We start from the raw sequence: 22,983 nt of genomic DNA, 5'->3' as shown, positions 1-22,983 counted from the left end.
TCTGAGCTTTTCTTTATCAATTTTTCTGGTCATCAAATTTCAATACACTCATAAATGCTGCCTGTGGCACCTCGACATTTCCCACCTGCCTCATTCTCTTTTTTCCTTCCTTCTGCTTTTCCAGAAGTTTTTTCTTACGACTGATATCGCCGCCGTAGCATTTTGCAAGCACATCTTTGCGCATCGCTTTAACAGTTTCACGCGCAATCACTTTTCCGCCTATGGCGGCCTGAATGGGAATTTCAAACAGATGCCTCGGAATCTCATCCTTCAGCTTCTCTGCAATCCGTCTTCCTCTTTCATACGCTTTGCTCTCATGTACAATAAAGGATAGCGCATCTACCATCTCCCGATTAATCAGCATATCCAGACGTACCAGCTCTGAACGTTCATATCCTAATAATTCATAATCAAAGGAGGCATATCCTCTGCTTCTGGACTTTAGGGCATCAAAAAAATCATAGATAATCTCGTTGAGCGGTAAATGATAGGTGAGCATTGCTCTTGTATCTTCAATGTATTCCATCTCCTGATATACTCCGCGGCGATCCTGACACAGATCCATAATCGTGCCGATATATTCTGTCGGCACCATGATCTCGGCCTTTACAATCGGCTCCTCCATATAATTAATCTCGGCGGGATCGGGCATATTGGAGGGATTGGAAAGAAGAATCAGCTCCCCGTCTGTTTTATGAACCTTATAAACAACCCCTGGCGCTGTTGTCACCAAATCAAGATTAAATTCTCTTTCTAGCCGCTCTTGAATGATCTCCATATGAAGAAGACCCAGAAAACCGCACCGAAAACCAAAGCCAAGCGCTATAGATGTTTCCGGCTCAAAAAAGAGCGACGCATCATTAAGCTGCAGCTTATCCAGTGCATCCCGAAGATCGGGATATTTAGCACCGTCTGCCGGATATAGACCGCAGTAAACCATAGGCTGAACCTGTTTATATCCGGGAAGCGCTTCTTTCGCGGGATTTTCAACACTTGTGACCGTATCGCCCACTCTTGTGTGACTTACTTCTTTAATGCTCGCTGTAAAGTATCCTACCTCCCCTACCGACAGCTCCTGTGCTGGAATCAGCGTACCGGCGCCCATATAGCCGACTTCGACAATCTCATATTCTTTATTCGTAGCCATCATCCGGACCTTCATGCCGGATTTCATATACCCCTCTTTAACCCGGCAAAAAACGATCACCCCCCGATATGAATCATACAGAGAGTCAAAGATCAGAGCCTGCAGCGGCGCCTCATGATCTCCCTGCGGCGGCGGAATGACTTCCACTATTTTTTCTAAAACTTCTTCTATGTTAAGCCCTGCTTTAGCAGAGATCAGAGGTGCATCCCCCGCCTCCAGTCCAATCACATCTTCGATCTCCTGCTTTACCCGCTCTGGCTCTGCGGCAGGCAGATCGATCTTATTGATTACAGGTAGAATCTCCAGATCATGCTCCAGCGCCAAGTAAACATTAGCCAGCGTCTGTGCCTCTACCCCCTGAGCAGCATCTACGACTAAAACAGCCCCTTCACAGGCAGCTAGGCTTCGTGAAACTTCATAGTTAAAGTCCACATGTCCTGGTGTATCAATTAGATTAAAAATATATTCTTCTCCATTTTGGGCTCTGTACACAAGCCGTACAGCCTGTGCTTTGATCGTAATGCCTCTTTCTCGTTCCAGATCCATATTATCCAGAACCTGATCCTGCATTTCACGTTCTGTCAGCAGTCCTGTTTTTTGTATGATTCGATCGGCCAATGTCGATTTACCATGATCAATATGCGCAATGATACTAAAGTTCCGTATCTTTTGTTGATTCGTCAAATCTATTTCCCCCTATACTCCGTGTGCTCTTTGTTATTTTTAATTATATTTATCGTTGTCACGCCTTTATTATAGCAAATCCCGGCAAATAAGCAACCAGCTTTTCAAACGGAATTTAAAAATGTTTCATCCTCTGTTTTAATTTCCACTATTCATTTCCTCATTATTTACAATACCTTTTATTTCATCAACGATTTGCTGAACACTTTTATGATCTGTATTGATAACATAATCACCTTCATATGGTTTCAGATGTAGCCAAAAAAAAGAGCACTCAGTTTCATCGCCCCGCTTTTTATGGCGTTCCTGCAAGGTTTCCTCTGAGCAGGTCAGAGTAATCCCAATAACAGCATATTCTTTTGCCGTTATATCTTTCAATATCGCTTCACGAATTGATTTATCAACAAGAACTACCGACGAAAAAAAGACATAATCAAAACCAGAGTTTAAATATGTAGATAACGCGAATGACATTGTTTTATCGCCATTTCTCAATCTCGGATCGTCAAGTGAAAATGGATTGACGCACCATGCCCAATCGCCATCAAAATAAGCACTGTTTTCATAGGAAGTAAAAAGCTTCTCTGTCACCGTCGTTTTCCCCACACAGGGAGAACCCGCTATCATGATCAATTTTTGCATCTATATGCCTCTCCTTCGTTCTTTAAAACCCCTACGGAATTCTTGTACAATATCGGACTTATAAGGCAGCTTAAGGACTTGATTAGCCAAAATATATCTGGCTGCGCTTAGTATACCACAAGTTCAGCTCGTTCCTCACTGAACTTGGCAAGGAATCCCTGCGGGATTCTTGCGGTCATTCTGTGTCTGTATTATACCATAAATTGCGGACATGGGCTAGCCAGAGTTTTTATATTCTCCCACATAAAAGGAAGCCATCCGGCTTATACAGCCAACCGATGACTTCCCAAACCTTTCATCAAATCATACTTTCGACTCCTTTATCCCTGATCTGATAAAACCGTAACTAAAGTACGTGCAAACGGAATCATAGCCGCTTTCGCCTCTTCTAATGTATTCGTCTGTGCCCCCACCTCCAGCAGCATAGACCTTGGTAGCATATAAGTGCTGTATCGCCAGCTGGAAAGATATAACTGACGCATAAATCCGGGATACAGCGTATCAGCCGCCATTTTTAGCTGAAAGCCTAATGACAGTACCGAATGCAAATTCTCATTTGGCAAATATTCAATCGGCTGCAAATCTCCATTTTCATCAAAGCTTCGGCTCACACCCGTCACCAGCATCACCTTTGCTACCTCCCGGCCATCCACATTACTGACAAGCCGCGTATTTTCTCCTACGCCATCCCGGTGCATATCAATGGCAATCTGAATCGAAGGATGCTCTGCCAGTATCTGCGGAATTTCCTCGCCCATCCGTGTATAAGCGCCATTCACGCCTCCCTCATCATAGATTCCTTTATGATGAAGCACCTGGATCCCGTAATTTTCCTCTAATATTTGTTCCAGATAATCTCCTACATCTAAAATCCCATACTCTTCTTTTCCAATATAGCCCTCATGGCCGTGGGTATGAAAAATCAAAACAGTCGGTTCATCCCCCAAATCCTGCAGATTCAAAGAAAGATCCTCCTGCATAAACGCCTCTCCATTGATAAACTCCGGACTTGGGCGCATGGACTCCGAGTCATAATTATACAAACTTACCGTTTTAGCATAATTTTGAATAAGCTCTTGATTGTACAAGCCTTTTAAGCTAGAAATACTCGTATCAATCTGTGGTTTTTCCTGTATGGTTACATAATAATCCGTTGGTATTCCTGTAAACTGGTTCTCTCTTGATATTGCTGCCGCATCCAGCACCGCTTCATCAAGCTCACTCGGCCAAGTCACCGGGTCCTCTTCCTCCTGCCCGTCCTTTCCTGTTCCAATCAGGCCTGCTTCCTCCCAAGGCAGGATCGCCTCCACCCAGTCTTCCAGCATTTCCTCTGACAAACCCTCTTTGGTAATCAGGCTCCGCGCCTGCTCAAAAGGATATGCCCTGTCCAGCATTGATATAAAAAAACCTCTCATAGAACCATCCTGCGTCATTGGCAAAGCAGCCAAAAACATGGTCATACACAGTCCCAAAATGACCTTTCGCATTACTTCACCGCCCTTCTGTACTCTTTACAGAATATGCGCAGTTAATATAAATATGCCTTTAGTTCTTCTGGTGATAAACGATGCAGCGCCCTATTCAGACTGCTGGCAATCATCAGACTAAGCCGTTTCATCACTACATCCATATCTTTCGGCGTCACATAGTAGGCATCCATATCTTCCTTTTCAGCAATATCTGATGCATCCACCACGGTAGGCACCCCCACCGCAAGCACCGGTACGCCTAAAGTCTTCTCCGACAGCTCACGTCTGCGGTTTCCCATCCCCGCTCCTGGCTGAATGCCTGTATCGCAGATCTGAATCGTATTCACCAGACGCTCTATAGAACCTGCCGCCAAAGCATCAATCGCAATCACAACATCCGGACTAATCGCCTTCACTAGCGCCTCAATGATCTCTCCCGTTTCTATTCCCGTCTGTCCCATCACACCCGGCGCCAGCGCCGAAACCACTCCCAAATTCCCCTTCCATTCCTTTGGCAGCTGCTCACGGATATGTCTGGTTGCCAGCACCTGATCCACAACCTGCGGACCCAGCGCATCGGCCGTCACCCTTCGGTTTCCCAGCCCTACCACCAAAATAGAATTTGCTTTAGAAAAGGTATCTAAAAAGTCCTTCCAAATCTTAGTCAGGCCCTCAATAATTCGTTCGTGGATTTCCAACGTATTCTCTCTCAAATAAGGACATTCCAGAGTAATATATTTTCCCATCGGTCGGCCTAAACGTTTTGCGCCCTCTGGCGTAGTAATCTTCACAGTGGACACAACGACCTTGTCTTCCCCGTTTTCCTGTGTCCACTCCGCCCCCGTTATTTCTTCCGCTGCGTTTAAACATGCTTCCAGCGCTATATCTGTTCTCATCGATCTAGCCTCTTTCCTTTCATATATATGTCTTCTATTCTTGACGAAATATAAAAAAATATACAAAAAACACCCTTTAAGCCTTTCGCTTAAAAGGTGCTCTTTAGCAGCTTTCACCGCTTCGTTTCTATTTTTACATAAAACTTAGGCGATTTTGTTAACCATCTTGGTTAAACGCGAAACTTTACGCGCTGCGTTATTTTTATGGTATACGCCCTTGCTCTTCGCCTTATCAATCGCAGAAATTGCCTGAGTAAGTGCTGCTTTAGCTGCTGCAGCATCCTTTGCCTCACAAGCAGCCGTTACTTTTTTAATAGCAGTCTTTACACTGGATTTGATCATTTTGTTACGAAGAGTTTTAGTACGAATAACCAGAATACGCTTTTTGGCAGATTTAATATTAGCCATTGTTTGATGAAACCTCCTGAGATTCTTATTGCACGCATATACATGATATGATATATGCATTGTAAAAATAGAATGGACAAACTAAGACACAATTGTCATTATAACTGTTTTTATGGGTTTCGTCAATCCATTTTAGGACTTTTAAAAAATTTTCTTATTACTGCACAGATGGCTTGGCATACTGCAGCATAATCAGATCGGCCGCTTCCTCTGCGCTCATCTCTCCTGTCTTGATCGCTACATCCATTTCCAACAGATGTCTCAGCAGCTCTTTTAAACGCACCTGACCAAACCTTTTAGCCTGTATCTGATAATTGCCTGCTGCAAATCCCGGTACCCCCAGCTCCTTCGCTACCGCAGCCGCATCTGCATTTTGCATCAAAGAAGCTCGGTACAGCAACCGAAACTGCCGAATAATCATATATAAAATACGCTGTACCGGCTCATTATCCTCAATCAATTGACGATAGATCTGATAGGCCGCTGCCGGTCTTTGACTGCCCAAATAATCGGTCAATTTAAAGATACTATTTTCAATCGTCGGGGTAATCATGGCGTCAATATCCTGTCGCTCGATCACTCCCTTTTCTTTAACATAACTCAGCAGCTTCTCCAGCTCTGTATAGATGTGTGTCATATCATTTCCTGTACAGCTTAAAAAATATGACGCTGTGCGCTGATCGATCTGCGTTTTTTTCTGCCGTGCTTCCTTTTCAATCCAAAGAAGCAGTTCCCGCTCTGTCAGACGTTTAAACTCAATCACACGGCCATATTTTTGTACAGCCTTGAAAAGCTTGGAGCGTTTATCGATTTTTGTCTCAATCCAAATCAGTACTGTCGTTTCCGGCAGCTGCCCTATTCTATCTGCTAGCTCTATCAGGCGTCCCCCTTTATCAAATGCTCCGCTTTCTTTTACAATCACAAGTCGTTTTTCTGCCATGAACGGAAGCGTCTCTATGCTCGCCTCTATCTGCATGAGGTCCTGCGGCGATTGCAAAACATCCAGATTCATCATTTCATCTTCTGGCTGCAGCAGGGCTCGTTTAATTCTTTTCTCATATATGTCAATTAAATATCGTTCCTCTCCGTAAAATAGATATAAATTGCCAATGTCCTTTTTCTGGATCTGTTCTTTTAACTGCTTCACTCTGTGCCTCCCTCTTTAAAGGTAGAATAACAAACCTTTCCCCATCGATTCTCAACCCAAACTGCTCCTGCATCATCCGTAACAACACATTCAATATTCTCTTTCTGCAGCCGCTCAAGCACTTCCGGATGCGGATGGCCATAGGCATGCTGACGTTCACAGCTGATTACGGCTAATCTAGGATCTACTTTAATTAAAAACTCTAAAGAAGAAGAGCTTCGGGAGCCATGGTGTGCCACTTTGAGAATCTGTACCTTTTCCCATAGACCAGCCTGATCTGCTTCTGTATATACATCTATATCACCTGTAAAAAGAAACTTTATATCTTCTATTTGAAACTGCACAACCAGAGAGCTTTGGTTGATATCAGGATATTCCTTAACCGGCGATATCGCTTTCCAGTGCATTCCGTTATAGGACAGCTGATATCCGGCCCTGATTTTTCTGATTTCTCCGCCTTGCCTGCTGATATTTTGCTCCAGCTGCTGCCGATATTCGGTCTCCTGTACTTTCTCCTGCGCTTCCCACAATCCTTTAATCTTAAAATTCGAATCCTCTGAGAGTGCAAGCAGCCCCTCTATATGATCCCAATCCGGATGCGACAAAATAATTCCCTCAATCTCTTTAATACCTCTTTGCAGCAAATATGGCTTTAAAACCGAATCATACTGCGGACCTGCATCGATAATCCACACCCTGTTCTTCCATTCTATCACAGCACAGTCTCCTTGTCCAACATCCAAATAGATAATGCGCCAAAAAGAAACCCGATAAAACAAAATAAACGTCAGTACGGATAGACATAGACCATACACCATCCTCTTGCCGTACGGGGATGGCTTTGAAAAATAATAAATCACACTGCCTAAAAGCAAATAATAGACGATCAGCTTGTACCATGACGGCTGTCCGCGCAGCATTCCTCCCGGTATTTGCAAAAAAAGTTCGCTTCCCTTTTGAAAACTCCATAAAATAAATCGTACCACTTCTGAAAAACCAGCCCCCAGCGCCGGATGAATTGCTCCCAGCATAAGAGAGGCCAGTCCTATTGGAATAACAGCCCCCATTGCCGGCAGCACCCAAAAGTTTAAAACAAATCCCCAAATAGAGCTCTGATAAAAAAACCATAATGAAATGGGGGTAACCATAAGACTTACCGCTAAGGATGCCGCTATTTTTCTCCTGATTCGATAAGGAAGAAAAGGCAATGACATAATCCATACTCTTCCATACCGGAGCGCCAGTACTGCTGAAAAAGACAGCCAAAACCCAGCCTCCAAAAGATATAATGGTTGTATCAGCAAAAGAATCCCTGCTGTTAAAGCAAGCGTGGTCGGCGTATCCTCCTCTCGGTTTAAAAGAGCTGCCAATGTTTGGATGGTAAACATCAACGCTGCCCTCAGCGTCGCTATGGCACCGCCTGTAAAGACCACATACAGCCATATTACAGCCATGGTTTCTGCTTGAGCCGTCCTAATCCTTTGAAATCGCTTTAAAAAACAGAATACGGCCTGCGACAGCACGGTTAGATGCAGCCCTGAAATGGCAATCACATGGGCAATCCCGGCCTGACTCCACGTATCCTTAATCAGTGGCTCTACTTCTCCTCTTTGCCCCAATAAAATGGATTTCATAATGCCGCTCCATGGCATGCTCCATTGTCTGTCAATACCATCCGAAAGCTGCTGCTTCCACAAAAAAAGCAACCTCTGCAAGCTTCTTTTTCCTTTTTCTATCACTTGTATCTGCTCGCCCTGCATATAAAAAGAAAAACGGTGTGTTCTTGCGTAAAGCTGACCATCCCACTCCCCGGGATTGGCAGGCGGCTCTGGCCATCGCACTTTTCCTTTTAGCTTAATCGTATCTCCGGGAAAGACCTGCTTTTCTATCGGCACTATTCCGATACAAATAGTCCCATCCTGCAGTCTGATTCTGATTTGATACTGCTGCTTTTTGATTTCTACCGATAAAACCTCTCCTTGTATTTCACCGGTATTCACATACCGCTTCTTTACCTCCTCTTCTGCTGCGCTCCATCTAAAAAGAGTCTCTCCCCATTCAGGCTTTACAAGTAAAATGATCAGCAAAAAAACAATATATCCAAAACATGTCCAGACAATAGGACGCTTCTTCATCTTTTTTCCTCAAATCATAAAGGCCTCCAATCCGTTTTACTTACCGGTTGGAAGCCTTTCTCACGACGGGTTCACTCCACCAATGTCATATCCCCTGTTAAGAACGTATCAATTTTCATATATGACTTATAGTATTCCAGTTTTCTCCCTTCGACCAAAAACTGCACATAATGAATCCCGCTAATGTCCTGCAAGGAGTTCACAATAGAATAAATCGTCAGCGTCTCTTCTAATTCTCCTCCCAAATGATTTTTTTGGAATTCAGCACTTAAGTCCACATAGCATACACTGTCTTTAATAAATACATCTTCTATCATTGTCCCCTGCGGAATCACAGAAGTCATTCCTTCTTCAACCGGCCCGGCAAGCAAGGCTTTCATAATTGCTGTTGGCAGAGGATCTGTCATCGTTAGCGTAAGCGTCCTCGTTTCTGCCTTAAGTGCTGTTTTGTCTGCATTTCCAAAATACAATGTTACATTGATATCATCTGTATAAAAATCCCGGCTATATTGATTGATAATGACTTTATCATCAGCGGACAGGGTATCCATGAGCTTCTCTCCGCCCCCTTCCTTTGAAATAGGGGCCCAAAATTCTATTTGATCTATAATGCCGGCAGAGAAAATACTTCGGCTTACTCCCGTCCTTAAAACAACCATTTCATTTAAGCTCATCTCATGATAGAGCTTGGTCATATGAAGCTCGACAATATTACATGTACTACCTTCCTCTTCTGCCATCTTTACCTTTTCTTCCGAGCGAACAACGATCTCATCCAGCACTCCCGAAGGAAAAATAGATTGCAGACTAGATTCTTTTAGGCTTTTATCCTCCAGTCCTTCTGCAGTCTCCAGATCATGCAAGATCGTCCAGACAATCTCTTCACTGCTCTTCTCAGAAAAATCATATCCCTTTTCTTCCTTATAAAGCGATGTGGCCGTAGGATTTGTGTAGTAAAGTATAATTTCTTCGTTCGCCACTTCTTCTGTGTTTTTAGCTGTTTTTTCTAAATAAGCAGATTCTGTCAGCTGCTCCTCGCTATTCATATCTTTCGTAGCGGATGTACAGCCCATAAGGAAAGCCAGCAACGCCAACAGCCCTATTCTCCCCCATTTTTTCATTCCTCTTCCTCCTGTTCAATCACTTGAATCAAGGGAAGCTTCACTAAAAAGCTCGTGCCCTCTCCTAATTCGCTTTCTACTGAAATGGTTCCCTTATGCAAAGTAATAATCTGCTTTACAATGGAAAGCCCCAATCCAGAACCGCCTGCTTCTCTATCTCTTGCCTTGTCTACGCGATAGAAACGCTGAAACAATTTATTAAAGTGCTCCTTCTCAATTCCAATTCCTGTATCGGTTACCGTAATTAACGCATTCAAATGATCACTGTCAATCACCACTTTGACCTGGCCGCCCTCTTTATTATATTTGACTCCATTTTGGATTAAATTAGAAAGCGCCAGCGTTAATTTTGTTTCATCAGCTTCCAGCTCTACTTCACGAATACTTTCAATCACAAGCTCTACATTCTTTCCCTGAGCAAGCGGTTTTAAACGCTTTAAAATATCCTCCGTCATGTCATTTAAGACAAAGGAACTGATATTGAGCGCATTCTCTCCTTCCTCCAAGCGCACTAAAGTAAGCAGATCATTGACAATCGTCGTCTGCCTGTCTATTTCACTGTTGATATCCTGTAAAAATTCTTTGTACATAGGCTCCGGAACACTTTCCTGCAGAAGCAGGGACTCCGTCAATACCTTAATTGAACTGAGCGGCGTTTTTAATTCGTGAGATACATTGGACACAAATTCCTTACGAGAACGATCAATCGCAATCAAATCATGCGTGACATCCTGTATGGCTTCCACCATCAATCCGTAATCATCCTGTCGCTGCAGATCAATCGGCGCCTCCGCATTTCCGTTTGATACCTGCCTTAGCCAATTTAAAATAGATTTAAAGGGTCTGGTAAAGACAGCAATCAAGGCATAGAATATAGCGCAGACCGCAACGCCAATCGCGAACTGAAGCAGCGTAATATTGCCTTGATTGATGGAAAGCGATTCCAAAAGCGTGTCCACGGAGAAAAAAACATATACCACACCATCGACCGTACTCCCTGAATAATCCGTCACCGGAATTGCCAGGCGAACAAAGGAATCCTCCTGAATATTCGCAATTTTACCGGATAGAGCCATCAAAACATCATCGTTTACAATATATCTTCCCATTTTTGTTTGAGAAGAATCCTGAATCACCATAGCCTTTTCATCTAAAATCATGACTCTTGCGTAGCTGTACAGACGGCTAAAGCTTTGAAGCTCGTGATTCAAATTCTGATCTGGATCTTCTTCTGATGTCAGCCGGTTGATTGCAATATCACTTGCCAGAAAGTTAGCATAGCGGCTGATTTCTGTGATCTTCTGATTCACCCAGTAATTTTCCCATACATGATACAATAGATTTCCAAAAATGACGGAGGATACGATGTATATGAGCGTTATGCAGGCAAACAGCTTGAACTGAACACTCCGATACCATGAAACTTTTTTTGATTGTATCATTCTCGTCAGCCCTTAAAATAATATCCCACGCCCCATTTGGTCTGAATATACAAGGGGTCTCCGGGGTTTGCTTCTATTTTTTCTCTCAATCGCCGAACATGCACATCCACCGTCCGCACTTCTCCTGGATAATCATATCCCCAAACTACATCCAAAAGCTTTTCTCGGCTGTAGACCTTTCCAACATTTTTAGACAATAGCTCTAGCAGATCAAATTCCTTGGCTGTTAAATCTGCTTCTCCTTTATCCTTAATAAATACCCGGCGGCTGTCATAATCAATCTTTAGATCGCGGAATTCCTGTACGCTGCTCTCCTTTTCCTCATGATGGCGGTAGCGCCGCAGGATCGCCTTAATCCTTGCTTTAAGCTCTAAAATATTAAATGGCTTTGTCATATAATCATCGGCTCCGTACTCAAGCCCTAATATTTTATCCATATCCTCACCCTTTGCTGTCAGCATCAGAATCGGAACCGCAGAAAATTCCCGTACCTGCTGGCACACCTGTACGCCATCCATCTTGGGCAGCATCACATCTAAAATAATGATATCATAATTTTTTTCCTGAATGAGATTATAGGCCTCCTCCCCGTCATAGGCGGCATCTACTTCCATCCCATCCTGTTCCAGACTAAATTTTATCCCTTTAACAATAAATTTCTCATCATCTACGACCAATACTTTTGTAGCCATCTTCATACCCCTTTACTCGACTGTAATTCTATCTTTTAACTCCGCGAATTTGCTCTCGCCGATTCCTCTCACCTTCATAATGTCCTCGATGGTTTTAAAAGGCCCGTGCTCTTCACGATAATCTAAGATTCTTTGCGCATAGGTCTCCCCTATTCCGGGTAAACTCAATAATTCTATTTTAGTTGCTAAGTTGATATTGGTCAAGAGGTTTTGAGGATTTTCCTCTGCGCTATTTTCACTCTCTTCCCATATCTCTCCTTGACGCGGTACGTAAATTCTTTGACCATCATGAATATAGCCTGCCAGATTGAGACGGCTTAAATCTGCTTCCTTTTGCGCTCCTCCTGCTGCGCCAATCGCATCGCCCACCCGTGCTCCTTCCTGCAGGTAATAAATCTGATCCGGGAAGCAAACGGCTCCTGTTACGTGCACCCCCAACCATGCCTCGCTCTGCTTTTCTTTTTCCTTTAAGGAATCCTCCTCTTCATTAAAGAGTATGGACCCTGGTTCTGTTTCTTCTTCAAAAGATATTTCTTCATTTTCTGAATGATTATACCAAATCATACCCATGCTAAGAATCAGGATCAGCAAAACTACTTTTTGAAGCCCCTTTTTTGAAATATATATCTTTTCCACACATGTTCCTTTCTTTTATTGTCTATTCCATTTACGGAGGTGTTGTTTATGAAAAAAAAGTGCCAGCTTATCTGCGCATTCTTATCCATTTTTTTCAGCTTCCTTTTTCCCTACTCTGTATCTGCCGATTTTCCCCCCTCTTCCTCCTCTGCCGTCATATTGGGCTGTCTGGAAAACGACCAAATTTTATACGAATTAAATAGTGATATTCAGATGTATCCTTCTGGCTTTATGAAGCTGCTGGCCGCCATTGTGATTGCAGAGCATACGGCGCCGCTTGAGCAGGTAACGGTAAGCGAAGCTGCGCTGCGTTTAAATGATTCTGCTCCTCGCATGTATCTCGAAATAGGCGAAACGCTTCCGGTTCAGGACTGCCTGGCGGCCATGCTGCTTTCTGATGCTGATGATGCGCTGCGTGCTTTAGCGCTCCATATTGCCTCCTCCTTTGAAGATTTCATCGCGTTAATGAATCAAAAAGCAGAAGCGCTTGGAGCCGTTCATACGCATATATCCTCTTTGGCTGCTTCCCCTTCTGCCTGCTCTACCACGCCCTCAGATCTTCTAAGGATTGCAAAGGCCTTTTGGCAAATCCCTTGTCTGCGTTCTATTTTACGGACACCTCAATATGAAATTCTTCCTACCAATCAAACTTCGGAATCCCGCTTTTATAATCGCACCCATCCCCTTACGCTTCCAGAAGAAGCTTCCTATATGCCCACCTGTTTAGGCGGCTATCTAAACAGCTCCTTTAAGGATGGTACCTTTTTGCTTTCCTATGATCAGCAGAAGGATCTTACCTTGATTGCCATCACAGTCAATCAAAAAACAATTTCTGAAAGCGCACAGGAGCATTCCCGACTTCTGCAATATGCTCATCAAAGCTTTTCCCCTGTTATTTACCCTATTAAAGGCACGTTAGTCAGCAAAATTCCGATCTATCAAAACGCTTCTAAATTAGGATATGCCGATATTCTCACGATGCAGGATCTTCTATATATCAGTCCTGATGCTTCCTCCCCCTCTGATCTTGAAATGCACCTGCTTCTCCCTGCCACCTTATCCTTGCCCCTTTTATCCCAGGAGCCCGTTGGCTATATTGAGTATTATCAAAAGCAGGAGCTCATTGCCTCCATTCCATGCAGGGCCTCTGTTTCTCCTCTGCTTTTCCAAATCGTACTGCATCGTCTTACTGCTCCTCTTCTTCAGATCACCTCCCTTTCAGCGGCTACCCCGCCCCTCTCTCATACGCATTTCTTTGATGCAGCTTTAGTGATGCTCCTCCCCATACTATTAGTATCGTACTTTTTTCGCCGAAAGCCTACTCTTTTCTAAATTTTGTTGAATCAGCCTGTATTTTGTGGTAATATAACGAGTGGAAATTTTGACTCATTTTGTATCGAATAATTAAGGAAGGTTTTTATGTTAGATCAAACAAAAATTCGTAATATTGCTATCATCGCTCATGTTGACCACGGCAAAACCACTTTAGTAGATGCATTATTGGCGCAGAGCGGTATCTTTCGCGAAAATCAGGAGGTTGTCGAACGCGTTATGGATTCCAATGATCTGGAACGCGAACGCGGCATCACAATTTTAGCTAAGAATACCTCCCTGCACTATGATGGCTTTAAAATCAACATCATTGACACGCCCGGCCATGCTGATTTTGGCGGTGAAGTCGAGCGTTCGCTAAAAATGGCCAACGGTGTCCTTTTGTTAGTTGACGCCTATGAAGGCTGCATGCCGCAGACTCGTTTTGTGCTGAAAAAGGCCTTGGATCTAAACCTGACGCCAATCATCGTCATCAACAAGGTAGACCGCCCTATGGCTCGTCCGGATGAAGTCGTAGACGAGGTCCTAGAGCTTTTACTGGATCTGGGGGCCTCCGACGAACAGCTGGATTCGCCTGTGATCTATGCCTCTGCTAAGGAAGGCTGGGCTTCTACTGACTATACACAGCCTGGTCAGGATATGAAACCCCTCTTTGATGCTATCATTCATACGATCCCTTCTCCGGAAGGACATATGGACGGTGATCTGCAGCTGCTTGTTTCCAATATTGATTATGATGCCTATACCGGCCGTATTGCCATCGGCCGTATTGACCGCGGACAGATCCATGTGGGTGATACAGCCGTCATCTGCCGCAAAAACGGTGTGTCGACCACCATCAAGCTCACCAATCTCTATGTATATAACGACATGCAGCGTGTACCGGTAGAGGAAGCCGGCGTTGGTGAAATTGTGGCCGTATCGGGCATTAAAGATATCAACATCGGCGAAACCATCTGCTGCCCTACTAATGTAGAGCCGCTTCCCTTTGTTGCCATTGATGAACCCGTTCTCTCTATGACCTTTACCGTTAATAAAAGCCCCTTTGCCGGCAAAGAAGGCGACTATGTGACATCCCGCCATTTAAGAGACCGGCTTTTCAAGGAGCTTGAATCCAATATCTCCCTGCGGGTAGAAGAAACGGATTCTCCGGATTCCTTTGTCGTTTCCGGCCGCGGTGAGCTGCATCTCTCTGTACTGGTTGAAAACATGCGGCGCCAGGGCTATGAATTTGCTGTTTCAAAACCGCAGGTCATTACAAAAATCGTCAATGGGCAGGTGTGGGAGCCCTATGAGGAATTAGTCGTAGATCTGCCCGATGAATACACCGGTGTTTTAATGGAGGGCGCCAGTCTGCGCAAGGCAGAGCTGCTCAATATGATGCCCACACAGGGCGGCTACAGTCGGCTGGAATTTTTAATTCCTTCCCGCGGCCTCATCGGATACCGCTCTCAGCTAATGACAGAAACGCGCGGTACTGCCGTCATCAACCATGTATTTCATAGCTTTAAACCCTTTAAAGGTGAAATTGCCCCCAGAACGCGCGGCTCTCTGATCGCCCATGAGCCGGGTGAAGCCGTTACCTACGGCCTGTTCAACGCTCAGGAACGCGGTTCTCTTTTTATCGGCCCCGGCGTTCAGGTTTATGAAGGCATGATCGTTGGCGAAAGCTCACGCGCCGATGATATTGTTGTCAACGTATGCAAGAAAAAACATGCAACCAATATGCGCTCCTCTTCCGCAGATGAATCTCTGCGTCTCACCCCTGCACGTGAGATGTCTCTGGAAGAATGCCTTGAATTCATCGCCGATGATGAGCTGGTGGAGATCACCCCCAAGAGCATTCGCATGCGTAAGCAAATTCTGGAAGCAGGGCTGCGCGCTAAGGCCCGCAATCATACAAATGCAAACAAATAAAATGAATTCATTTACCAAAAATATCACTACCATCAGCCGCTGTGCCATGCAGTTCCATACAGATCATCTGGCCGGCACAGGGCTGCGTGGAGGATGGCATTCGATCATTACCCATATATGCCGTACGCCTGGTATTTCGCAGGAGCAGCTTAGTAAGCTCATTTATATCAATAAAAGCAATATTGCCCGTCAGCTGGCCCATTTAGAAGAAAATGGCTTTGTCACCAGAGAATATTCAGCCACAGATAAGCGGGTTTTGCTGGTCTATCCCACGGAAAAGGCGCTGGCGCTTTTTCCTGTTATTCTGGATATTCATCAGTCCTGGCGAGAATACCTAACAGACGGATTCACCGAAGAGGAGCTCTCTCTTCTGTCCTCCTTATTAGACCGTGTGGCCAACCGCGCGAAAGAATATGTAGACAGCCGCGAATCCAAGTCTTCGCATGCTGCAGGTGATCCGTCATGTCAATAGATGAGCGCTTTTGCCGCTCCTCCTATCTGCTGGGTGAAGAGGCCCTTTCTTTACTGCAGACCAAGACCGTTATTCTTTTTGGGCTTGGCGGTGTCGGCTCTTATGTAGCGGAGGCGCTTGCTCGCACCGGTATCGGACGGCTCGTTTTAGTTGATCATGATCATATTGCCCGTTCCAATATCAACCGTCAGCTTTTCGCCCTTGAATCTACGGTTGGCCATCTCAAAACGGACGCTGCCAAAGCGCGCCTGCTGGATATTAACCCCCGGCTGCAGCTAGAGCTCTATCCTATCTTTTTTTCTGAAGAAACGGCTGCGCAGCTCCCTCTTGCAGAGGCCGATTATCTTGTGGACGCCATCGATACAGTAGCTGCTAAGCTGTTTTTAGCTGAATACGCCTATCACCATCAGATTCCCCTGCTTAGCGCCATGGGCGCCGGAAATAAGCTGGATCCTACTCAATTCAAAATAACAGATATCACCAAAACTTCTATGTGCCCCTTGGCCAAGGCGATGCGCACGGCCCTTCGCAAACGCGGCATTCCTCATCTAAAGGTTGTCTATTCGCCTGAGCCTCCTACGGCTCCCTTTTTGCCGGCTGACCCGGAAAAAAAAGGGACGCGTCCGGCCCCCGGCAGCTTAGCTTATGTTCCCTCGGTCATGGGCCTCATCATGGCCTCAGAAGTCATCCGTGATCTGTGTAATGGAGCGTAAATATGCATACCCATCCAAGAAAAGCAATTTTTTCTCGCGATACTCTTTTTCTTTTAGCGGCGCCGCTTGTCACCGCTTTATTTTTATTATTTTTTTACGCCGGTGCAGACTTCTATCCATTTGGCGAGCACACGATCTCCTGGTGCGATATGAATCAGCAGGTAGTCCCGCTCCTGCTGAATTTTAAGGATATCCTCTCCGGCCAGGGCAGCCTGCTCTACAGCTTTCAGAATGCCGGCGGCATGAACTTTTGGGGCGTTTTCTTCTTTTTCCTTGCCAGTCCGTTTTCTTTGCTGACGCTCTTTGTCCCCAAAAGCCATATGCTGCTTTTCATGAACATTCTCGCCTTGCTCAAGCTTTCTACCTGTGCGCTGACAGCTACCCTCTATTTCCTGCGCAGCCGCCATCGCATCTCCCCCTCGCTGGCCTTTCTTTTTGGCCTGTTCTACGCCTTTTGCGGATACGGCCTTTTATTTTATCAAAACATCATCTGGCTCGATATGATGTATCTCTTTCCGCTTCTTCTTCTTTCCTTCGAGCGCCTTGTCTATCAGAGGAAATGCCTGCCCTACATTGCCGCGCTCAGTGCTATGATGGTCGTCAATTACTATATCAGCTATATGATCGTCCTGTTCACGCTTCTTTATTTCGGCATTGTTTCCTTAGGGCTTACCGGCGAGCGCCGGAAAGAAACGGCGATCCGCTTCCTGTCCGCTTCGTTCATCGCCGCGCTGCTCACGTCCGTCGTCTGGCTGCCCTGCTTTTTGCAGTATCTTTCCTCCGGCCGTGATATCAATATGCTGACCTCTGTTGCGCAGGCCGGATTCTTTACACCGCTGGAAACGACGCTGCCCATTTTATTCCCCTCAGCCTGTGTCTTGACCATTATGTTCTATGGCCTGCTGCATGCGCCACTCAAGACCAGATTGCTGCGTAGCTACTTTTTGCTCTTCCTGTGTATGCTTCTCCCCATCCTGCTCGAACCTATCAATAAGATGTGGCATACCGGAAACTATCAGGCCTTTCCCGTACGCTACGGGTTTATCACCATTTTTATGGCAATGACAGTGGCTGCCTCCTTTTTGGATGACCTGCCCAAGTCAAAACCCTTATCCAAATCAAAATCTACAGCTTTATGTTTAAGTATTCTTTTTCTGATTGTCGGCTATGGTCTTTTTATCCATGCCTATCTAAACACGCATATGGATACGCTGGCTCACTATTCTCATACGCTCTGGGGCGATTCCGAATCCTTCAAAGGACTTTTAATTCTCTTTTTGCTTTCTGCTTTTCTCTACTTTTTGCTTTACCGAAGCCTCTATAAACGCTGGCTCACTGTGCGCCTGTTTACCATCCTCTGCACCGTCCTTTTCTTTATTGATGCCTACAGCGGTGTTTCCGTTTATATGCTTTCAGCAGACTATAGCGGACACCAGCAGACCTTCTCTAATATCATCGACTTAGCTAATTTTAAGCCCGAGAGGGAGCAGCAGGGTGAATTCTACCGCGTAAAGCTCCGCCAAAAATACTTTGACGTCAATTTAGTCGGCGCTCTTGGCTATCCCTCCTTTAGTCATTATACCTCTCTTACCTCACAGGACTACATGTTCGCCATGAAAAAGCTGGGCTATTCCTCTTATTGGATGGAGGTTGGCGGCTATGGCGGTACCCTGCTGTCTGATGCTGTCCTTTCGGCGGCCTACGAAATTCATTGGAATGACGCCGAGCCCTCTCTCTATCATAATCAAGCATACAGTATTTCTGCCCTTCCCGCTGCACTCTCGCTGGGAATTCCTACAACAGAATCCTTAGCGGACACGAATCAGCTGGATGACCTCACTCGCCTGGAAATTCAGGAATTATTATTTGCTAAGCTTTTCCCTTCGCTGTCTTCTCCTTTGATTTCTTATCCTTATGAAAGGGCTGAGCTGATCTCCTGCCGCATTAGCCAGGACCAATATCAGCAATATCAGCTGGAGAAAATCAGCTCTGAGCTTTCGGGGCATATCTATTATGAAATTCCGGTTGAGGAAGCTCAAACACTGTATTTTGACTGCTTTGACCGCCTCAGCAATCAGCTCACAGAACATATCAATGACAGCTTTCAGATCTCAGTCAATGGCACAATACTAGAGACCGATTACCCCTCCCGGCAAAATAATGGTCTGCTCTGCCTGGGTACATTTGAAAATGAAACGGTACTAATCGATATTGAGCTGCTTCAGAGCGTAACCTGCCGTTCCTTCGGCCTGTTCGGCATTCAGCAGGCGCCTCTGCTGGACGCCCTCTGCCAAAAGCAGTCTCTGCATTTAACCTCTGCTGATCGCTGCCTTTCAGGAGATACCCAGACCTCTGCCGATCAGACCATCTTCCTCTCCATTCCTTATGACAAAGGCTGGTCCCTGCAGATCGATGGAGAGAAAGCCGTGCTTTCTAAAGCCTTTATGGGCTTCTCCTCCTTCTTTCTTCCGGCTGGAGAACATCACATCGAAATGCGCTATACGCCGCCCGGCTTTACTCTCGGCCTTTTGGCAAGCATCCTGGGCCTCGTGCTCGCTCTCTTTTTCCTTTTTAGGCCTGCGGCTAAAGAGCAGCTTTTTTCTTCTGCTATTATGCAGAAAACGGCCGCCTATTGCGTCCGTCTTCTGTTCTTATTCGTGATTCTGTTTATCTATGTGCTGCCCCTGTTTTTAAATTTGCTGGAAAAGGTCTCATAAGATGCTCTGCTCGGTCACTCGGCCCTGCTTCCATGCAAAGCTGACCTGTTTACCGCCCGGAAGACACAGCCCGCTCACACGTCCCTCCTGCCAATCCGGCGGCAGACATGGCAGCAGATTGATCTCCCCCTCTTTTTCCTCTGCCAACATATGGGCAATCGCAGCCGTTACGCCAAAATTTCCATCAATTTGAAACGGCGGATGCTTGCTCCACAGATTGGGATAAGAGGATTTTTTTATCAGCTGCTCCAAATATCTCTGTACGCTCGAAGCATCCTTTAGCACCGTATATAAATTTAAAACCCAGGCCAGGCTCCATCCCGTATGACCGCTGCCGGCAGCCATACGCTTCTCCAGTGACTTTTGGGCCGCTTGCTTCATCCCTTCATCTTCCCGCCATAAATCCGCAGGAAAGAGCCCATACAGATGCGACAGATGCCTATGCCCCGGCTCTACCTCCGCCTTTTCCTCATACCATTCGCAGACAGAGCCGTCTGCATTTTTTTGTATGGGATATAAGCGCGCTTTTTTCTCTTCGATTTCCTTCAGCAGCTCTGTCTCTCCCAGCTCCTGAGAAGCTCTTGCAAAATTGCGAAAAAGCTCGCGGATTAGCGTCATATCCATAGTCGTTGCCAGAGATACGCTGATGCGCCCGCCCTCCGACCAGAACTGATTTTCCGGCGTTGTAGAGGGACAGGTCACATAATATCCCTCATATTCTGTCAGCCAGTCTAGGCAAAATAATACAGATTCTTTTAACAGAGGATATACCGTCTCTTTTAAATACCGCTGATCCGGATGATACCAATAGTATCTCCAGACCTCCTGATCCATCCATACCTGCGCCATCAGCCAGAAGGCCCACATCAGGCAGCCCTTTTCTCCTCCGGTCTCGCCTCTGGCGATCCCCACCGGATGCGTGGTGCCCCATCCGTCTGTATTATGCGCGCAGCAGGAGCCCCGGCAGCCAAAAGCGGCCGCCGTTTTTCTTCCTTCCATGCATAATCGGCGCACCATATCGATGTAAGGCTCATCGCATTCCTGCAGATTCACAGAAAGCGCCGGCCAATAATTCATTTCCAGATTGATATTGGTCGTCCAATTGCTACTCCACGGCGCCCTCATCTGCCAGCTCCAAATGCCCTGCAAATTAGCTGGCAGCCCTCCCTGTCTCGAAGAGCTGATCAACAGATAGCGGCCATATTGAAAATATAGGGCATACAGCCCGGCATCCGGCTGCGCCATCCATTCATCAGTGGGCAAGGCATCCTTCCCCGGCATCTCGAGCTCCATGCGGCGGTACAGCGCCTGATAATCCTCCAGATGTGCCCTTTCATAAGCCTCATAGCCCCCTGTGAGCGGTACAAATGAATCCAGAATCGAAACAGCAAATATGATTTTCTTTGTTTCCTCAAAAATCAACGTCTCATTTTCTGTATGCCAGCTGCCATCTGTCTCCAATACATGAATTTCCACCGGAAACTGCATGCCGCGGCTGCCCCATATAATGGCCTCTTCACGCTCGCCTAAATAATTGGGATCTACATGCTCCGGGCACTGCATGCCAAACGACATTCCCCATTCCTGCTCCTCAAAACATCGTTTTTTTAGTTCGCTTTGATAGCAGATCTCTATCCGGCTCACCGGCTTTTGAGCCTCAAGCCGTATGATCAGTGCCTTTTGCAGATAGCTTACAAAATACTGCTTTTGCACCGTATTTCCATCTGCCATATAGCTCACCCGAGCCTCTGCCGTATCCAGCACCAGCTCCCGCTGATACTGTTGGATCTCCTTTGCAGGAGGACAGTCAATCCAGAGCTCTCCGGCCGGCATATAGCTCTCCGTGTATTCTCCCAGAAAATACTGCTCCATGATCCGCTCCGCCTTCTCATACTGCTTTTCAAAGATAAGCCGTCTGACCTGCGGCAGATGGGCAGCCGCCTCCTTAGGCGTATGATCTGCATAATATCCGGACCAAAGGCGCTCCTGATTGAGCCCGATCCGCTCATGCTGCGGATCTCCCCAAACCATAGCGCCCAGGCTGCCGTTGCCCAGCGGCAATGTCTCCTCCCATGCCGCGGCCGGCTGACGGTACCACAATCGTTTCAAAAAAACACCTCCTCACAAGGATCATCTTCCATTTTTCAATTTCTGTGATATACTAGTAATATCTATCATTTTGTTAATCAGATTGGAGCTTTCTATGTTTTATCAGCTAAACCGACCATTTCAGGCTCATCCTATCTACTTTGACCTTCCGGACGATCTCCCGCTGGCGGCTCTGCTGCCCTCTTGGTTTGGTCCGGCATGGCAGCCGGCCGATCCTTCCTTGCGCGCCGGCGCGCAGCCGCTCCTGACCCTGCGCATGGACGATGAAAATCCTCTGGGGCAGATCCAAACCTTTGTGTACGAGCATACCACCTGTCGTGAGCCTTATTTTATCTTTCATGGCGGCGCAGTGGCGGATGCCTCGGGCGCCTATCTTTTTCTGGCGGCCACTACCACAGGAAAGACAACGCTCATTGCCTATTTGTCGCAGCTGGGGTATACCTATCTAAATGATGACTGCCTTTATCTGGATATGGATACGCTGCAGGTTATGCCCTACAGTGCTCCGATTCATCTGCGGGACGGCGGATATGATTATCTACAAGGGGTTTTCCCTGCTTCTATGCCGGCTTGCGTGCACATGGGACCTCGTCAAAGTCCGCGTCATGTCTTTTTTCCTGAGAAACGAATGCTTGCGCCCGCTTCTCCAAAGGCTATTTTCTTTTTAAACCGCACGGAGGACGCTGCTGTGGCAAATCGCTGCTGCCCGCTTTCGGCGCCTGAGGCGCTTAACCGCCTCTTCACCAGTGCTTTGATTCCCTATCATATGAGCGCGCGCTATATCCAGTTCTTTCAGAAATTAACGCCGCTTTGCTATGATCTGACGTATCATGATGCCGCTTATGTGCAGGCTTTGCTGCAGCAAAATTTCAAATAGGAGGAGTCCTGCCGTATATGGAACCATCTGTTAAAACACTTGCCTTACTTCGCAGCCTTCAGGGAAAGCCATTTCCCGTATCTGTACACGGTATCAGCATGAATCCTACGCTTTGGGAGGGCGATGAAGTGCTGGTGCAGCGCTCTCCTGCTTATACGCCCGGCGATATTCTGGTCTATGACTATGGCCACGGCGGCCTTTTGATTCACCGTTTTCTTTATTTTGAGCATGGCCTCTATCATTGCCGGGGAGATAATAGCGTGCGCATTGAACGCATTACTCATAAACGCATTATTGGAAAGGTCCTTTCCTTTTCAGATGGTCGTGCGCTTCCTCCCTGTCCGGAGCATATCTGGAAAAAACCAGAATAGCTCACAGGCGTCATCGTTGTATACGCTATTCACCACTGTTAGAGAAATTTAGAGAA

At 46.1% G+C, this 22,983-nt stretch carries 19 protein-coding genes; 7 read left to right on the top strand and 12 right to left on the bottom strand.

What is annotated here, in order from left to right:
* Nucleotides 1-16: 16 nt before the first annotated feature.
* The 11 genes from lepA to HFE64_07945 form a co-directional block, all read right to left on the bottom strand.
* A complete protein-coding gene (gene lepA / locus HFE64_07995) occupies nt 17-1,837 on the bottom strand; it encodes an elongation factor 4 (protein ID MCI8633401.1) in 1,821 nt (606 codons plus the stop codon).
* A gap of 132 nt (nt 1,838-1,969) precedes the next feature.
* Nucleotides 1,970-2,473 (bottom strand): AAA family ATPase, encoded by a 504-nt coding sequence (locus HFE64_07990; protein ID MCI8633400.1) that lies wholly within the window; start codon nt 2,471-2,473, stop codon nt 1,970-1,972.
* Nucleotides 2,474-2,793: 320 nt separating this feature from the next.
* Complete coding sequence (locus HFE64_07985) at nt 2,794-3,960, bottom strand: hypothetical protein (protein ID MCI8633399.1); 1,167 nt, start codon at nt 3,958-3,960, stop codon at nt 2,794-2,796.
* Nucleotides 3,961-4,001: 41 nt separating this feature from the next.
* Nucleotides 4,002-4,838: a GPR endopeptidase gene (locus HFE64_07980; protein MCI8633398.1), complete on the bottom strand. Its 837-nt coding sequence runs from the start codon at nt 4,836-4,838 to the stop codon at nt 4,002-4,004.
* Nucleotides 4,839-4,982: 144 nt separating this feature from the next.
* A complete protein-coding gene (gene rpsT / locus HFE64_07975; GenBank protein MCI8633397.1) occupies nt 4,983-5,246 on the bottom strand; it encodes a 30S ribosomal protein S20 in 264 nt (87 codons plus the stop codon).
* Between the two features lie 157 nt (nt 5,247-5,403).
* Nucleotides 5,404-6,393 carry a DNA polymerase III subunit delta gene (gene holA, locus HFE64_07970; GenBank protein ID MCI8633396.1) on the bottom strand — a complete coding sequence of 330 codons (990 nt, stop codon included), beginning with the start codon at nt 6,391-6,393 and terminating at the stop codon, nt 5,404-5,406.
* Nucleotides 6,390-8,528 (bottom strand): DNA internalization-related competence protein ComEC/Rec2, encoded by a 2,139-nt coding sequence (locus HFE64_07965; protein ID MCI8633395.1) that lies wholly within the window; start codon nt 8,526-8,528, stop codon nt 6,390-6,392. The genes holA and HFE64_07965 overlap by 4 nt, the downstream gene beginning before the upstream one ends.
* 71 nt (nt 8,529-8,599) lie before the next feature.
* Complete coding sequence (locus HFE64_07960; GenBank protein MCI8633394.1) at nt 8,600-9,649, bottom strand: GerMN domain-containing protein; 1,050 nt, start codon at nt 9,647-9,649, stop codon at nt 8,600-8,602.
* Nucleotides 9,646-10,959: a histidine kinase gene (locus HFE64_07955; GenBank protein MCI8633393.1), complete on the bottom strand. Its 1,314-nt coding sequence runs from the start codon at nt 10,957-10,959 to the stop codon at nt 9,646-9,648. Before HFE64_07955 ends, HFE64_07960 begins: the two co-directional genes overlap by 4 nt.
* A 137-nt stretch (nt 10,960-11,096) precedes the next feature.
* Complete coding sequence (locus HFE64_07950; GenBank protein MCI8633392.1) at nt 11,097-11,783, bottom strand: response regulator transcription factor; 687 nt, start codon at nt 11,781-11,783, stop codon at nt 11,097-11,099.
* Nucleotides 11,784-11,795: 12 nt separating this feature from the next.
* The gene (locus HFE64_07945) at nt 11,796-12,347 is read right to left on the bottom strand and encodes a hypothetical protein (protein ID MCI8633391.1); all 552 of its coding nucleotides are present in this window, start codon (nt 12,345-12,347) and stop codon (nt 11,796-11,798) included.
* Nucleotides 12,348-12,467: 120 nt separating this feature from the next.
* Here HFE64_07945 and HFE64_07940 point away from each other — a divergent pair, with 120 nt between their 5' ends.
* The 5 genes from HFE64_07940 to HFE64_07920 all read left to right on the top strand — a co-directional run bounded on the left by HFE64_07940 (nt 12,468) and on the right by HFE64_07920 (nt 19,570).
* The gene (locus tag HFE64_07940; GenBank protein MCI8633390.1) at nt 12,468-13,751 is read left to right on the top strand and encodes a D-alanyl-D-alanine carboxypeptidase; all 1,284 of its coding nucleotides are present in this window, start codon (nt 12,468-12,470) and stop codon (nt 13,749-13,751) included.
* Nucleotides 13,752-13,838: 87 nt separating this feature from the next.
* A complete protein-coding gene (gene typA, locus HFE64_07935) occupies nt 13,839-15,668 on the top strand; it encodes a translational GTPase TypA (GenBank protein MCI8633389.1) in 1,830 nt (609 codons plus the stop codon).
* A gap of 1 nt (nt 15,669) precedes the next feature.
* Complete coding sequence (locus HFE64_07930) at nt 15,670-16,140, top strand: MarR family transcriptional regulator (protein MCI8633388.1); 471 nt, start codon at nt 15,670-15,672, stop codon at nt 16,138-16,140.
* Nucleotides 16,137-16,853 (top strand): tRNA threonylcarbamoyladenosine dehydratase, encoded by a 717-nt coding sequence (locus HFE64_07925; protein MCI8633387.1) that lies wholly within the window; start codon nt 16,137-16,139, stop codon nt 16,851-16,853. The genes HFE64_07930 and HFE64_07925 overlap by 4 nt, the downstream gene beginning before the upstream one ends.
* Before the next feature lie 2 nt (nt 16,854-16,855).
* On the top strand, nt 16,856-19,570 hold the full coding sequence (locus tag HFE64_07920; GenBank protein ID MCI8633386.1) for a YfhO family protein: 2,715 nt from the start codon (nt 16,856-16,858) through the stop codon (nt 19,568-19,570).
* Here HFE64_07920 and HFE64_07915 read toward each other — a convergent pair.
* Nucleotides 19,565-21,679, bottom strand: a complete 2,115-nt coding sequence (locus HFE64_07915) for a glycoside hydrolase family 95 protein (GenBank protein ID MCI8633385.1) — start codon at nt 21,677-21,679, stop codon at nt 19,565-19,567. The genes HFE64_07920 and HFE64_07915 overlap by 6 nt on opposite strands.
* A gap of 94 nt (nt 21,680-21,773) precedes the next feature.
* On the opposite strand from HFE64_07915, the gene HFE64_07910 reads away from it, so the two are divergent.
* Complete coding sequence (locus tag HFE64_07910; protein ID MCI8633384.1) at nt 21,774-22,556, top strand: hypothetical protein; 783 nt, start codon at nt 21,774-21,776, stop codon at nt 22,554-22,556.
* 17 nt (nt 22,557-22,573) lie between these two features.
* On the top strand, nt 22,574-22,927 hold the full coding sequence (locus HFE64_07905; protein ID MCI8633383.1) for a hypothetical protein: 354 nt from the start codon (nt 22,574-22,576) through the stop codon (nt 22,925-22,927).
* Nucleotides 22,928-22,983: the final 56 nt, after the last annotated feature.

The sequence above is a fragment of the Lachnospiraceae bacterium genome (genome assembly GCA_022794035.1).
GTDB lineage: Bacteria > Bacillota > Clostridia > Lachnospirales > Bianqueaceae > CALWPV01.
The sequence above is the reverse complement of the archived record's forward strand: the minus strand, read 5'-3'. Positions and strand labels throughout refer to the sequence as shown.

Coding starts and splice junctions, on each gene's coding strand:
- HFE64_07990 (MCI8633400.1), bottom strand. CDS start 2,473: ATGCAAAAATTGATCATGATAGCGGGTTCTCCCTGTGTGGGGAAAACG.
- HFE64_07985 (MCI8633399.1), bottom strand. CDS start 3,960: ATGCGAAAGGTCATTTTGGGACTGTGTATGACCATGTTTTTGGCTGCT.
- HFE64_07980 (MCI8633398.1), bottom strand. CDS start 4,838: ATGAGAACAGATATAGCGCTGGAAGCATGTTTAAACGCAGCGGAAGAA.
- rpsT (MCI8633397.1), bottom strand. CDS start 5,246: ATGGCTAATATTAAATCTGCCAAAAAGCGTATTCTGGTTATTCGTACT.
- HFE64_07965 (MCI8633395.1), bottom strand. CDS start 8,528: ATGAAGAAGCGTCCTATTGTCTGGACATGTTTTGGATATATTGTTTTT.
- HFE64_07960 (MCI8633394.1), bottom strand. CDS start 9,649: ATGAAAAAATGGGGGAGAATAGGGCTGTTGGCGTTGCTGGCTTTCCTT.
- HFE64_07950 (MCI8633392.1), bottom strand. CDS start 11,783: ATGGCTACAAAAGTATTGGTCGTAGATGATGAGAAATTTATTGTTAAA.
- HFE64_07945 (MCI8633391.1), bottom strand. CDS start 12,347: ATGATTTGGTATAATCATTCAGAAAATGAAGAAATATCTTTTGAAGAA.
- HFE64_07940 (MCI8633390.1), top strand. CDS start 12,468: ATGAAAAAAAAGTGCCAGCTTATCTGCGCATTCTTATCCATTTTTTTC.
- typA (MCI8633389.1), top strand. CDS start 13,839: ATGTTAGATCAAACAAAAATTCGTAATATTGCTATCATCGCTCATGTT.
- HFE64_07930 (MCI8633388.1), top strand. CDS start 15,670: ATGAATTCATTTACCAAAAATATCACTACCATCAGCCGCTGTGCCATG.
- HFE64_07920 (MCI8633386.1), top strand. CDS start 16,856: ATGCATACCCATCCAAGAAAAGCAATTTTTTCTCGCGATACTCTTTTT.
- HFE64_07910 (MCI8633384.1), top strand. CDS start 21,774: ATGTTTTATCAGCTAAACCGACCATTTCAGGCTCATCCTATCTACTTT.
- HFE64_07905 (MCI8633383.1), top strand. CDS start 22,574: ATGGAACCATCTGTTAAAACACTTGCCTTACTTCGCAGCCTTCAGGGA.